The following is a 12669-nucleotide window of genomic DNA, read 5'->3' on the forward strand; positions in this document are numbered from 1 at the left end:
TATCGTTTGGCCTCAAATAATATCGGGTGTCGATTCCCCGGTGTGTCGCCGCTACCCAAGGAGCCCGGATGTCGGACCGCGCCGATCTCGTCCTGACCAACGGCCGCGTCCTCACCGTGGACGCCGAGTTCACCGTCGCCGAGGCACTCGCGGTCCGCGCCGGCCGGATCGTCGCGGTCGGGTCGGACGTCGAGATCCGGCCACTGATCGGCCCCGGGACCGAGGTGATCGATCTGGCCGGGCGTACCGCGCTGCCCGGGATCAACGACTCCCACCTGCACGCGTGCGCGTTCGGCGCCACCCGCCCGCCGCTCGCCGTCGACGTGTCGTACCCCGCCGTCGGTTCGATCGCCGACATCGCGGCCGCCGTCGCCCGGCACGCCGAGGTGCTGCCGCCGGACGCGTGGGTGATCGGCAACGGCTGGGACATCGGCTACCTGGCGGAGTGCCGGGCGTCGAGCGCGTCCGACCCCCGATCCCCGCACCGCCGGGACCTGGACGCCGTGGTTGCCGATCGACCCGTCCTGCTCTACGAGTTCAGCGGGCACACCGCGTGGCTGAACACCCGCGCCCTCCAGGTCGCGGGCATCGACCGGAACACGATCGCGCCACCCGGCGGCATCATCGAGGTGGACGCCGCCGGCGAGCCCACCGGGCTGCTTCGAGAGGGCGCCCAGAACCTGGTCAACGCGGCCGTACCGCCGATGACCCGGGCCGAACGCGAGCGGGCCGTTCGTGCGGCGGTCGCGATCTGCCACGCCGAGGGCATCACCAGCTTCACCGAACCGGGCCTGGGCCCCGGCGGCGGCTCGTTGTTCCTCGGCGCGGCCGGCCCGGAGACCCTCTCGGTCTACGCGGACCTGGCCCGCACCGGCGAACTCGACGCCAGGGTCGGCGTGTTGCTGCTCCCGCTGGCGATGGGCGAGGCGGCCGACGTACTGCCCGAGCGCCTGGCCGAGCCGCTCCCGGACGGGATCGCCGACCTCAACCCCCGACTGCTGCGAATCCTGGGCGTCAAGGTCTTCGCCGACGGGATACCGCCGAGCCGCACCGCGTGGATGCGCGAGGAGTACGTCGGCGGTGGCAACGGCTGCCTGTGCATGCACGGCGACTCGGACACCCTGCGGGTGGACGAACTGCGCGCCATCGTCGGGCACGCGCACGCCGCCGGACACCAGATCGGGGTACACGTCACCGGCGATCGGGCCATCGAAGCGCTGGTCGAGGCGTTCGAGGAGGCCGCCCGCGCGCACCCGCGGCGGGACGAGCGGCACTACGTCATCCACGGCGACTTCTGCACGCCGCGCAGCCTGCGCACGCTCGCCGAGCACGGCTGGGGGGTGAACATGAACCCGGCGATCAAATGGACGATCGCCGACCTGATGGACGACGTGGTCGGCCCCGAGCGGTCCGCCTACCAGTGGCCGGTACGCAGCGCCGTGGACGCGGGCATCGCGGTCACCGCGAGTTCGGACGCGCCGATCACCCACCCCGACTGGCGCCGTGGCGTGTCCGCGATGATGCTGCGCGAATCGAAGGCGACCGGTCGGGCCAGCGGTCCCGAGCAGTGTGTGGACCTGGCCACGGCGGTGCGCGCGTACACGATCAACGCCGCGCGTCAGGACTTCGCCGAGGACTGGAAGGGCTCCCTCGAGCCGGGCAAGGTCGCCGACATCTGTGTCCTCGACGGCGACCTGACCACCACCGGCCCGCGCGAGATCGCCGATCTCCCGGTCACGCTGACCATCTTCGACGGCCGGATCGTGTACGCCGCGTAGGTCGGCGTCGCCCCCGAGGAAGGGATGCCCATGCCGGCCCCACGCCTGATCCTGGTACTCAGCGAGAACTGGACGCTGAGCGACCCGCGCGACCCGCGCGACCCGCCGGCTCTGGTGCGGATCGCGGTCGAGGCCGAGGACGCCGGGTTCGACGGGGTCATGGTCAGTGAGCACATCGTGCTCGGCCCCGGCTCGGATGCGAACGGCCTGATGGCCAACCCGCGCGAGTAAGCGCTGCCCGGCAACCAGGACCGGGCCACGCCGTGGCCGAACTCGCTGCTCCTGGCGGCCGCGATCGCCGCGCGCACCGAGCGGCTGCGCTTGATCGCGGCCCGCGTGATCGCGCCGCTGCGCCATCCGCCGGCCCTGGCACAGCAGTTGGCCACGCTCGATCTGCTCGCCGAGGGACGGCTGGTGGCGCAGCCGATCGTGAGTTGGCATCGGCCCGAATACGCCGCGCTCGGTGTGCCGTTCGAGCAGCGCGGACGGCGGCTGGACGAACACCTCGCCGTGGGAGGCGTTGTGGCGGGACACCCCGGCCTCATTCGCCGGCGAGCACTACCGCTTCGAGGACGCCTACCTGGTGCCCAAGCCCTATCGCGAGTCCGGCCCGCGGTTGTGGATGGGCGGCGGTTCGGTGCACGGCGCGCTGCTGCGTCGGCTGGTGCGCTACGGCCACGGCTTCCATCCGCTCGGGCAGCCCACGGACGCGGACCTGGCCCGGCTGCGGGCGGCCCTGCGCGCGGCCGGGCGGGATCCGGACGCGCTGGAGATGGTCGGCGGGATCCGGCCCACGTTCCCCGACGCGCATCGTCCCGCGCCGATCGCACCGGCCCTGGAGTCCATCCCCGGGCAGGTGGCCCGAGGCTTCGGCACGATCTGCGTCAAGCCGTCCCAGTACACCGACGACCCGGCCGAGGTGGGCCCGCTGTGCCGGGAGATCGTGCGCCGGGTCGCCGCCATGTGAGGCCGGCGGTCCCCCGCGCGGGTGACGGGATCGGCAGATGATCAGTTCGCGTCGGCTCGCACGGCCGGGCCGGAGTTCATGGCGGGCGTGGCCGCGCGCATCCCCGGTTCGGTGTACCGCGAGCTGCCCGGCACGCCGCACATGCAGTCCCTGGAACGGCCGGACGCGGTCGGTGCCGCGCTCGAGGACTTCCTTCCGCGGTCCTGAAGCGCGCCCCCGGCCGCTATGGCTGGATCGCCAGGTGCGTCGGGGCGACCGGGACGTTGACGGTGCGGGTGCCGCCGAGCAGGCCCCGCAGGGTGAAGGCGACCTCGACCTCTCCGCCGAACAGCTTGGCCACCACGTAGCCCTCGGCGTCCGCGGGCACCACCTGCCGCAGGCCGCCGTCGAGCAGCCGGGTCGTCCTGACCTTCATGCCGATCTCCATCACGCGCTTCTCCCGCCGTCGGATCGAGGGGCGATCCCAGTACCCCGAAGCCCGGCGAAGAACACGGCGATTGCGCCGATCGGAGAACCGGCGGGGACGGCGGCGGAGCGTGCGGCTCAGCGCCCCCCGCCGCGGCCGGATCCCCCTCGTCGGTACGGGCGCCGGTCAGGATGGCGTCGAGCAGGCCGGGATAGCGCGCGTCGAGGTCGTCGCGGCGCAGCGAGAGCAGGTTCTCCCGGCCGGCCGGGTACTGCCCCATGACGCCGCTGTCGCGGAGCACGCGCCAGTGGTGGGTCATGGTCGACTTCGAGGTCACGCCGAGCACGGCCGGCACGCTGCCGCAGTTGTGCTCGCCGCCGGCGTCGAGCACCCGCACGGCGCCCAGGCGCAGCGGGTCCCCGAGTGCCGACAGGACATCCTCGATCCGGATCCGATCGCGGTCCGGGTGGCGGGGGAGGTGCGAAATGGGGGCAAGTTCCGCGGAGTTCGTTGACTTTTATTCAAATCGAAGCCTACTCTCGGGCCCGGCACGGTATACGCACAGCGTCGAAGGCAGCTCCGCTCCGCCGTCCCACCGCACTCGAGATCGGCCCACCCCACCGCTTTGCCGCGCTGTCCTTCGGCGTCCACCGTGCCGCCCGCGTGCGTGCGCGTCGCCTTAGCGACCCGTGAACGGCCAGGTCCCACGAGAGGGGAACACAGTGTCCGCACGAAACGGCTCGGCCGCACAATCCCACCTCGACACGGTCGGCCCGTCGGCGGAGGCCGACGAGGGCGGCACCAGTTGGCGACGCGCGGGGGCGCTGGGTATCGTCGGCCTCGGCGCGGTCGGCTTCCTCACCCTGGCCATGGCCCAGGGTGCGTTGGCCGCCTCGTTCGCGGTCTCCGGGGCAAGCTTCCAGGTCAGCTCGGGCAAGCTGACCAGCGCCGGACTGTCGTCGTACGTGAGCACCAACACCTCGCTCGACGGCAAGGGCCACCCGGTCTCGATGCTCGCCATCGGCGATGCCACGCTCAGCGACATCTGCCAGTCGGCCAAGGTCAAGACCCCGCTGGGGGACATCACCTTCAAGCTCACGGCCGGCGGCGACGCGGGCGAGGTGACCGCGAAGAACCTCACCATCGGTGCCGAAGACCTGGTCGGGGACGCCCGGTTCGGGACGGTGGAGATCGGCCGGGACGCCTCCACCCTGGACCAGGTGCCGGGCGCGCAGGGTGAACGCGGCACGTTCGGACTCCAGGCCGGCGACGTCACGGTGGCCGGCGTGCGCTCGCACGCGTGGTCCGCCACCGGTGGCACGTTCAACCTCAAGGGTCTGCGGGTCGGGGTGAGCCTCGACGGCCCGGGCTGCTTCTGATCCCACGTCACCGCTCTTCCGAACTGTTCCTCCGATCCCACGTCACCTCCGGAGAACGGAACCGACATGGAGCCGAGATCGTGGTTGGACCGGCATCTGCCGTTTCGGGCCGAGCGCCGGGTGATTCGCCGATGGCGGCGGACCAGGCCGTTCTGGAGCGGCGTGTACCTGATCGCGGGCGGCCTGGAGATCCTGGCCGTGCCGCTGTCCCCGCTGCCGGTGATGGTCAGCCTGGGTATCGCCGGGATCGCGAGTCTGGCCATCGGCGTGATCCTGATGGTCGCGGGCCTGTTCATGTGGTTCGCGGCGCAGCACCGGCACTTCGTGGGCATCATCGCGCTGGTCGCCTCGATCGCGTCGTTCGTCGCGGCCAATCTCGGCGGCTTCCTGCTGGGCATGCTGCTCGGTGTGCTCGGCGGCGCGATGGGCTTCGCGTGGCGGCCGGTGCGTGCGGTCGGGGCGACCGAGTCCGTTCGGGAGAAGCCTCGTTCGCGGCCGAGCGCACCGCCCGCGCCGGTCGGGTCGGTCACCTCGATCACGCTGCTCGGCGGGCCCGGGCCCGGTGTGCTGCCGGACCCCGCGGCGCGGTCGGACGAGGAGCCGGACGAGGAGCTCGATCAGGGGGCGGACCGTCCCGCCCCCGCGAAGGCGCGGCGGCGGTTCCACCGGCGCCGCGCCGGCGGCGCACCCTCGGCCCTGGCGGTCGCGCTGCCGTTGCTGATCGTCGCGTCCGTACTCGGCCCGGACGGGAACCGGGCCCAGGCGGCCGAGACCGCCTCGAAGCCGTGTACCGCGCGGGACACGGCCGAGGCGTGCGGCGGCACCAGGGCGGCCGCCGCGTCGGCGCCGACGACGGCCGGGGTCGTCGTCGGCGCCACACCTCCGACCATCACGGCGAGCTTCTTCGCCCCGATCGGCTTCGCCCTGGCCGGCGTGACCACCCTGGACACCGCGCGCGGGCCGTTACGGGTGCTGGTGCTGACCATGCGGGCCGCGCACCTGCGCGACTACCGCCTCGCCACCCGCGACGGCGACGGCCCGAGGATGCGGATCGACACGACCCGGCTGGACCTGGACGGCAACGTACGGATCTACCTCACCCGCCTGCACGGCTGTATCGAGGGCCTGATCTGCCTCGATTTCGCCGCCGACGGGCTGCCGCTCCCGCCGATCATCCCGCCGTTCGTCTTCATGACCGACGTGCGCGCCGAGCAGGCCCTCGTCTTGACGGACAAGATCACCACCGACCTGAACCTGACCTGACCCGATCTGACCCGATCTGACCCGATCTGACCCGATCTGACCCGACCTGATCCGAGTTGATCCGACCGACCCGGACCCGACGCCGCCCGAACCGCGTGTCACGGGGTGTCGAACAGGGCGCTGACGCTCTCTCCGTTGTGGATGCGGCGGACCGCCTCGGCGAGGGCGGGGGCGATCGACAACACGTGCAGCTTGTCGGTGTGTTCCTCGGTGGGGATCGGGACCGTGTTGGTGCAGACGATCTCCAGCACGTCGGGCTGATCCGACAGGCGCTTGAGGGCACCGGCGGCGAACAGCCCGTGGGTGCACGCGACGCGAATCGAGCGGGCGCCCAACTCGCGGAGACGGTCCAGCAGTTCGAGCACAGTACTGCCCTTGGCGATCTCGTCGTCCAGGACGATCACGTCTCGACCGGCGACCTCGCCGATCACCGCGCTGATCGCCACCCGGTCGTCGGCGAAGCGCTGCTTGGCGCCCGCCGCGACCTGGGCGCCGAGCATCCGGGCGAACGCGGCGGCCTCCTTGGCGTTGCCCAGGTCCGGCGAGACCACGGTGGTGTTGGACAGGTCGTAGCGCCGGAAGTGCTCGGCCAGTTCGCGCAGCGCGTGCAGATGGTCGACCGGAACCGAGAAGAACCCGTGCACCTGCGGCGAGTGCAACGTCATCGCCAGCACCCGGCTCGCACCGGAGGCGACCATGAGGTCGGCCACCAACCGGCCGCCGATGGAGATGCGCGGCGCGTCCTTCTTGTCCGAGCGCGCGTAGGCGTAGTGCGGCATCACCACGGTGATCCGGCCCGCCGACGCACCGCGCGCGGCGTCGCACATCAACAACAACTCGACCAGGTTCTCCTGCACGGGAGCGACCAGCGGCTGGATCAGGAAGACGTCGTGCTCGCGACAGTTGGCCTGAAGTTGTACCTCCAGACAATCGTTCGCGAACCTGTTCACCCGGGTCGGACTGAGCGGCACACCCAGGTGCGCGCAGACCTGGGCGGCCAGTTCGGGGTGTGCGCTACCGCTGAACACGGCGATCTCTCGCACGAACCGCTCCTTGTGTCATCGAATCGCCGCACTCGAGTCGGCATTCCGGCCACATGCTAAGGCCCACCCCCCACCCCACCGAAACAACGACCTCGACAGACCCGACGGACCCGACGGCGGACCGAACCCGGCGGGCACGCCCATCGGGACGGCCGACGGACCACAATGCCCACATGAAGACGATACGAAGGTTGGCGGCGGGGTCGGCGATGGTGGTCGTCGTGCTCGAAGCGCTCTGGGCCCTCGGGTTCGTGCTGTTCATGGGTGACGTCATGGTGTTCGGCTTCGGGGCGGAGGGCGACGGGCCCGACTCGCGCGAGGTCTTCGTGCTGCGGACCCTGATGTGGACCGTGGTCGCGGGCGCCTGTGTGCAGGCGGCGTGGGTGTGTCGTTCGCTGGTTCGGCGGCTGCGTGTGCACGGCAGTGCCCGCTGGGGCATCGGGGCCGCGATCGTGGCCCACGGCGCGGCGATCGCCGTCTCGGCACTGGCCGGCTCCGGCCTGGTTGCGCCGCTCCTGCTGCCGCCGCTGGGAGTTCTGCTGGTCGCGGCAGCGATCACCCGAGGCGGTCCCGATGTGTCGGCACGATTCGCCGTGCCGGCCTGAGCACCGAGCACACTCCTGTTCGACCGTGCGCGCCCATCGGCGTCGGGGTGCTTTACGGCAGTCGGGTGCCGATGTGGAGGATGGTGTCGCCCGAGCCGTCGGGGGATGGGTGGGTCGACCAGACCCGTTCGGAGATGGTGGTACCGCGGGTGGTGGTGTACTCGGCCACCCACAGGGTGGTCCGCTCGTCCGGGTCGATCAGCACCTGTGCGGTCGTTCGCGAACCGTCGGCGAACAGCAGGTCGCCCGGTGCCCTCCCGGCCCGGTGCGGGTCCGTCGTCCCGGGCGTGTGCAGGCGCACCAGCGCGCCGGGATACAGATGTGAGCCCGCGGCCCGCAGGACCGGCCGCTCCGTCGTCTCGCTCACGCGTGTCGTTCCTTCCCTCGGGTGCGCGGATCGCGCACCACGGCCGTCGCGTCCCGGCCGTCCGGTGTCCGTCCGGTGGTGGACGGGCGGGGCGGGCCCGATGGTCGCCGGCGATTTCCCGCCCATCCAACGTCATCCGGTGCGGGATCGCCCCCGGTGGTGCGCCCTTCGGGTGAGCGGGTCCGCGGGCGGATGCCGGGCGTTCGGACACTGCGGCGATCAGGTCCAGTCCCAACCGATGCCCAGGATGCCCGGGGCGACGTCCTGTTCGGCGAGGTGAACCACACAGTGTCGGCCGTTGAGGGTCAGGTCGCGCCGTCCGGTACGTGGGGCGCCTGCCGTGGTCTGGGCGAAGCGGCGGCAGTGCACCGGTAGGGCGGTGGGATCGAAGCGGACCTGGAGCACGTACTGGCCGCACGGGAAGGTGAAGCCGCGCACGTACTCGTCGCTGGGTCCGCCGGTGCCGTCCTCGAAGCCGTAGCCGAAGACGTAGGTGTCCCCGGAGCGCAGCCGCGCGTCGAACAACAGCTCCGCCACGAGCACGGCCGCGTCCCGGCTCCAACGCACGCGCCCCACACGGCAGTTCTCGGTCGCCCGGACGCGTACTCGCTCGGGTGCGCAACCCCGATCGCCGATGTGGATGGCGAGATAGCGGTCCACCCCGTCCCGGTGCGCGCGCACCACGTGTTGCGAGGCGCGATCCAGAAGTTCGCGCCGGGGCCCGACCCGGACCTGTTCGAGTTGGCACACCGTGTGCAGGCCGCCGTCGGCGGGTGATTCCAGGTCGGTCAACAACGGGCCGAGCGAGCCGGACGCCTCCACCACCGCGCGATAGGACCGCGACGCCGTACGCTCGGCGGCCGCCGGCTCCAGCAGCCTGGTCAGTGCGTGCGGCGGCAACTCCAGGACCTCCTCGAGCGCCCGCACCGCGCGCAGCGACTCGGCGCGCTGCGGCCGCCGGGCGCCCTGCTGCCAGTAGCTGAGACTGGTCACCCCCACCTGGACGCCGCGCTGGGCCAACCGGTGCTGCACCCGGTGCAGGGCCAGGCCGCGGGCCGCCAGCGCCGCGCGCAGCGCCAGATGGAAGGGTCCGGCGCGCAGGACCCGCGCCAACTCCGCCTCGGCCGGGTCACCCCGGGTGTCGGTCCGCGGCATCGCTCGCCTCCCTTGTGAACGTTCACGGCGGACCGGTCGGGACCGCCACTCCCGACCGAGGTGTTCCAGTCGACCGGTCACGAGCCGTTCACAGGCCGGTCCAGGCATTCACACCACCGCTTCACCCCGCATTGAAGCGTCTTGAAACACACCACGACAACACCCGATGCTCCACCTTGCAGCGTCCGGACGCGCGCCACGCCCCACCCCCGTCCCTCCGTTACGGAAGGAACGCCATGACTCGAACGTCCCCACGAACGAGCCCCGTGTCCGGCCGCCGTGCCGGCGCGCTGACCCTCACCGTGTTCGCGCTGCTGTCCGCGCTGTTCGCGGTGCCCTCGGCGGCGTCCGGCTCCGCCGCCGGCTTCTCCGCGCCGGCCGCCCAAGCGCAGAGCGCCGGCCCGGAACAGGCCCAACCGCTCGCGCTCGCCTCGAAGAAGCTGAACATCACCATGCAGGCCCAGCAGAAGAGCAACTGGTGCTGGGCGGGTGCCGGCAACACGATCGCGACCTGGTACGGCCGCAATTACAGCCAAAACCAGTTCTGCAACGCGGCGTTCGGCCGTTCGCAGAGCACCGAGTGCCCCAACTCGCAGGCCACACTCGGCAACGTGCAGACGGCACTGCGCTGGGCCGGGATCAACTCCGGTTCCTATGTGAACGGTTGGCTCCAGTACAGCACCGTACAGACCGAGATCAACGCGAACCGGCCGATCGAGACCCGGATCCAGTGGTCCTCGGGCGGCGGGCACATGCACGTGATCCACGGCTTCGACACCGCGCAGAACTGGGTCTACTGGGGCGACCCGTGGCCGGACAACTACCGCTACAACTGGGCCGCGCACAACTGGTACGTGAGCAACAACGAGTTCTCCTGGACCCACTCGCTCTACCGGATCGGAGCGTGACGCCATGACCGCAGGCGGCATCAAGCGCCTGTTCGCGGCGGGTACCCTCGCGGCGGCGCTGACCTTGACACTCACCCCCCAGGCCGCGCACGCCGCGTCCGTGCCCGCGCCGCCGGCGCCGGACGCGGTCGGCGTGGGCGCCGCGCGCGACGTGATCGCCGCGCCCGGCACGCTCGACACGTTGTCCAGGTTCTTCGCCCGGGACGGCGCGCTCGCGGCGGCGGACGCGGCTCCCCGGATCGACGGTGACGTGGTCGCCGTGTACACGCTGGCCCCGGAGTTCGTCGCGGCCCGCCCGGGCGCGCGGCCGGTGCCGATCGCCCGGCAGGAGTTCCTCGCCGCCACCGTGGTGGCCGCCGACGGCCGCAAGGCGTCGGTGTGGACGGTGGACGGCCCGCAGGGCCGACAGGTGGTCAACATCGCGGACGGCGACGACGAGGCGCGCTACACCGCGGCCGGCGCGCGTCTGCTCGCGGGCGGGGTGGTCTTCCGCGAGCCGCAGATCAACGCCTGGTACGTGCAGGGCGGCGACCGGGTGTTGCCGCTGAACGCCGACGCGAAGCGGGCGATCGGCGCCGGCGGAACCACGGTCTCGGCGTACCGGGACCGGGTGCACCGGGCCTACGCGGACAAGCTGCCCGGCTCCGGCTACGACGCCAAGGGCCTCGCGGGCGGCTTCGGGCCGACCGACACCGGTACGGCGCGCGCCGACGACGACCCGTTCGGCGTCGGCCCGACCGCGATCGCCGCGGCCGGTCTGCTCGGCGTCGCGGGCGTGGGCGGCGTGCTGGTCAAGGTCCGGCGCCGCCGCGGCTGATCCCGATGCCCGGCGGCCCCGACCGGGGCCGGGACCTGCCGGCCGGGCGGGGTCGTCGCTCCTCCCCACGTCGACCCCGCCCGGGAAGGTTCTGCCACGACCGCACCCGCGCCCACCGAGCATGCGGGCGCGGGTGCGGTCGGCTGCGTACCGCTCGGCGTCGACCGCTCGGCTACATCCGCTCCGGCGCCTCGATGCCCAGCAGGTCCAGGCCGCGCGCCAGGGTGCGTGCGGTCAGGTCGCACAGGATCAGTCGCGAGTGCCGGATCTCGCCCGTCGAGCGCAACACCGGGCAGTTCTCGTAGAAACCGGTGACCGTGGTCGCCAGTTCGAACAGGTGGAGGGCGAGGCGATGGAAGTCCAGCGATTCGCCGACCTCCGCGATCACGTCCGGGAAGGTCAGGAGCCGCAGGGCCAGGGCCCGTTCGGCCGGCTCCCGGATCACCAGCGGCCCGGTCGCCCGCGGCGCATCGACGCCGGCCCGGCGCAGGATCGAGCGGGTCCGGGCGTGTGCGTACTGGAGATAGGGCGCGGTGTTGCCGTCGAAGGAGAGCATGCGGTCGTAGTCGAAGCGGTAGTCCTTACGCCGATCCCCGGACAGGTCGGCGTACTTCACCGCACCGATGCCGACCGCCCGGGCCACCGCCGCCCGCGCGTCCGCGTCCAGGTCCGGGTTCTTCTCGGCGATCGTGGCGGCGGCCCGGGACACCGCCTCGTCGAGCAGGTCGACCAGCTTGATCGAGGCCCCGGCCCGGGTCCGCAGGACCTTCCCGTCGGAACCCAACACGTGGCCGAAATCGACGTGTTCGATCCGCGCGGGCACACTCGCCCGGCCCGCGTCGCGCGCGGTCGCGTCGTGCCATCCCGCGTCGCGCCCGGTCGTGAAGACCATCTCCAGGTGCCCGCTCTGCGGCGTACCGACCACGTACAACAGCCGGTCCGCCGCCAGGTCCCGCAACCGGTGCCGCAGGGTGGCCAGATCGGTGGCGGCATAACCGAATCCGCCGTCGCTCTTGCGCACGATCAGCGGCAGCGGTTCGCCGTCGCGGTTGACGAAGCCCGCGGGGAAGACACACTGCGCGCCGGCGCTCTCCCGGAGCAATCCCAGCTCGGCCAACTCCTGTACCAGCGGCGCCAGTCGATCGTTGTAACGGCTCTCCCCGACGAAGTCGTCCGCGGTCAGCCGGACACCGAGTCGGGCGTAGACCGCCATGAAGTACTTCTTGGACTCGGTCACCAGCACCCGCCACAACCGCAACGTGGTCGGATCGCCCGCCTGCAACGCGACCACCCGTTCCCGGGACCGGACCCGGAAAGCCTCGTCGGCGTCGAAGGCACGCCGTGCGGCCTGGTAGAAGCCGGTCAGGTCGCCGACCGACAACTCGTGCGCGGCCTCGGTCTCGCCGATGTCCAAAAGGTGCTCGATCAGCATCCCGAACGGGGTGCCCCAGTCGCCGAGATGGTTGCGGCGCAGCACGGTGTGGCCCTGCCACTCCAGCACCCGCACGGCGGCGTCGCCGATGATCGTCGAGCGCAGGTGGCCGACGTGCATCTCCTTGGCGGTGTTCGGCCCCGAGTAGTCGACGACGATGGTCTCGGGCCGGTCGGTACGCGGCACGCCGAGCCGTTCGTCGGCGGCGATCCCGGCGAGCAATCGGCCGAGCGCGGTCGGCGCGAGGGTGAGGTTCACGAAGCCGGGCCCGCTGATCTCCACCGCCGAACACAGGTCGTCCAGCGCGGCGTACCGGAGCACCTCGGCCGCGATCTCGCGCGCGTCGCGGCCCAGGCGTCGGCCCAGGGCCAGGGCCCCGTCGCACTGGAAGTCCGCGTGCCGGCTCGGGCGGATCGTCGGATCGGCGGGTGTGCCCGCGACCCGTGCGAACGCCGGGGCCAGCCGCTCGATGAGCAGCTTCTCCGGAGTGGTCATGCGGGGAAGCTAGCCGACCCGGGGGTGCGGACTCATGTCGTTTTCCGCGCGTGC

General features: G+C 72.0%; 13 protein-coding genes and 2 pseudogenes. 9 read left to right on the forward strand and 6 right to left on the reverse strand.

Annotated elements, in window-relative coordinates; all coding sequences use genetic code 11:
- The first annotated feature begins 68 nt into the window (after window positions 1–68).
- The 4 genes and pseudogenes from OG948_RS47960 (at window position 69) to OG948_RS47975 (ending at window position 2952) form a co-directional block, all read left to right on the forward strand.
- Window positions 69–1778, forward strand: a complete 1710-nt coding sequence (locus tag OG948_RS47960) for an amidohydrolase (RefSeq protein ID WP_331771329.1) — start codon at window positions 69–71, stop codon at window positions 1776–1778.
- A 30-nt stretch (window positions 1779–1808) separates the two neighbouring features.
- Window positions 1809–2009 carry a hypothetical protein gene (locus OG948_RS47965; protein ID WP_331771330.1) on the forward strand — a complete coding sequence of 67 codons (201 nt, stop codon included), beginning with the start codon at window positions 1809–1811 and terminating at the stop codon, window positions 2007–2009.
- A 90-nt stretch (window positions 2010–2099) separates the two neighbouring features.
- Window positions 2100–2745: pseudogene (locus tag OG948_RS47970) on the forward strand (LLM class flavin-dependent oxidoreductase).
- 87 nt (window positions 2746–2832) lie between these two features.
- A complete protein-coding gene (locus OG948_RS47975) occupies window positions 2833–2952 on the forward strand; it encodes an alpha/beta fold hydrolase (RefSeq protein WP_406300667.1) in 120 nt (39 codons plus the stop codon).
- Window positions 2953–2968: 16 nt separating this feature from the next.
- Here the strand turns inward: OG948_RS47975 and OG948_RS47980 are convergent, their stop codons facing one another.
- Window positions 2969–3160 (reverse strand): hypothetical protein, encoded by a 192-nt coding sequence (locus tag OG948_RS47980; protein WP_331771332.1) that lies wholly within the window; start codon window positions 3158–3160, stop codon window positions 2969–2971.
- A gap of 157 nt (window positions 3161–3317) precedes the next feature.
- Window positions 3318–3638: pseudogene (locus OG948_RS47985) on the reverse strand (ArsR/SmtB family transcription factor); the annotation flags it as partial.
- A gap of 235 nt (window positions 3639–3873) precedes the next feature.
- On the opposite strand from OG948_RS47985, the gene OG948_RS47990 reads away from it, so the two are divergent.
- Window positions 3874–4530 (forward strand): DUF6230 family protein, encoded by a 657-nt coding sequence (locus tag OG948_RS47990; RefSeq protein WP_331771333.1) that lies wholly within the window; start codon window positions 3874–3876, stop codon window positions 4528–4530.
- A gap of 66 nt (window positions 4531–4596) precedes the next feature.
- Entirely contained in the window at window positions 4597–5793 is a 1197-nt protein-coding gene (locus OG948_RS47995) for a DUF6114 domain-containing protein (protein ID WP_331771334.1), read from the forward strand.
- Between the two features lie 98 nt (window positions 5794–5891).
- On the opposite strand, the gene OG948_RS48000 is transcribed toward OG948_RS47995, so the two are convergent.
- The gene (locus OG948_RS48000; RefSeq protein ID WP_331771335.1) at window positions 5892–6836 is read right to left on the reverse strand and encodes a ribose-phosphate pyrophosphokinase; all 945 of its coding nucleotides are present in this window, start codon (window positions 6834–6836) and stop codon (window positions 5892–5894) included.
- Window positions 6837–7009: 173 nt separating this feature from the next.
- Between OG948_RS48000 and OG948_RS48005 the strand changes: the two genes are divergently transcribed.
- On the forward strand, window positions 7010–7441 hold the full coding sequence (locus OG948_RS48005; protein ID WP_331771336.1) for a hypothetical protein: 432 nt from the start codon (window positions 7010–7012) through the stop codon (window positions 7439–7441).
- A 52-nt stretch (window positions 7442–7493) separates the two neighbouring features.
- Here OG948_RS48005 and OG948_RS48010 read toward each other — a convergent pair whose 3' ends face one another.
- Both OG948_RS48010 and OG948_RS48015 read right to left on the reverse strand, forming a co-directional pair.
- Window positions 7494–7808, reverse strand: coding sequence for a hypothetical protein (locus OG948_RS48010; protein WP_331771337.1), 315 nt, complete (start codon window positions 7806–7808; stop codon window positions 7494–7496).
- A gap of 219 nt (window positions 7809–8027) precedes the next feature.
- Window positions 8028–8963, reverse strand: coding sequence for a hypothetical protein (locus OG948_RS48015; protein ID WP_331771338.1), 936 nt, complete (start codon window positions 8961–8963; stop codon window positions 8028–8030).
- Window positions 8964–9229: 266 nt separating this feature from the next.
- On the opposite strand from OG948_RS48015, the gene OG948_RS48020 reads away from it, so the two are divergent.
- Complete coding sequence (locus OG948_RS48020) at window positions 9230–9871, forward strand: papain-like cysteine protease family protein (protein ID WP_406300668.1); 642 nt, start codon at window positions 9230–9232, stop codon at window positions 9869–9871.
- 4 nt (window positions 9872–9875) lie between these two features.
- The gene (locus OG948_RS48025; RefSeq protein WP_331771340.1) at window positions 9876–10688 is read left to right on the forward strand and encodes a hypothetical protein; all 813 of its coding nucleotides are present in this window, start codon (window positions 9876–9878) and stop codon (window positions 10686–10688) included.
- Between the two features lie 172 nt (window positions 10689–10860).
- Here the strand turns inward: OG948_RS48025 and argS are convergent, their stop codons facing one another.
- Window positions 10861–12615, reverse strand: a complete 1755-nt coding sequence (gene argS, locus OG948_RS48030) for an arginine--tRNA ligase (RefSeq protein ID WP_331771341.1) — start codon at window positions 12613–12615, stop codon at window positions 10861–10863.
- Window positions 12616–12669: the final 54 nt, after the last annotated feature.

Source organism: Embleya sp. NBC_00888 (assembly GCF_045207655.1).
In the GTDB taxonomy this organism is placed as follows: domain Bacteria; phylum Actinomycetota; class Actinomycetes; order Streptomycetales; family Streptomycetaceae; genus Embleya.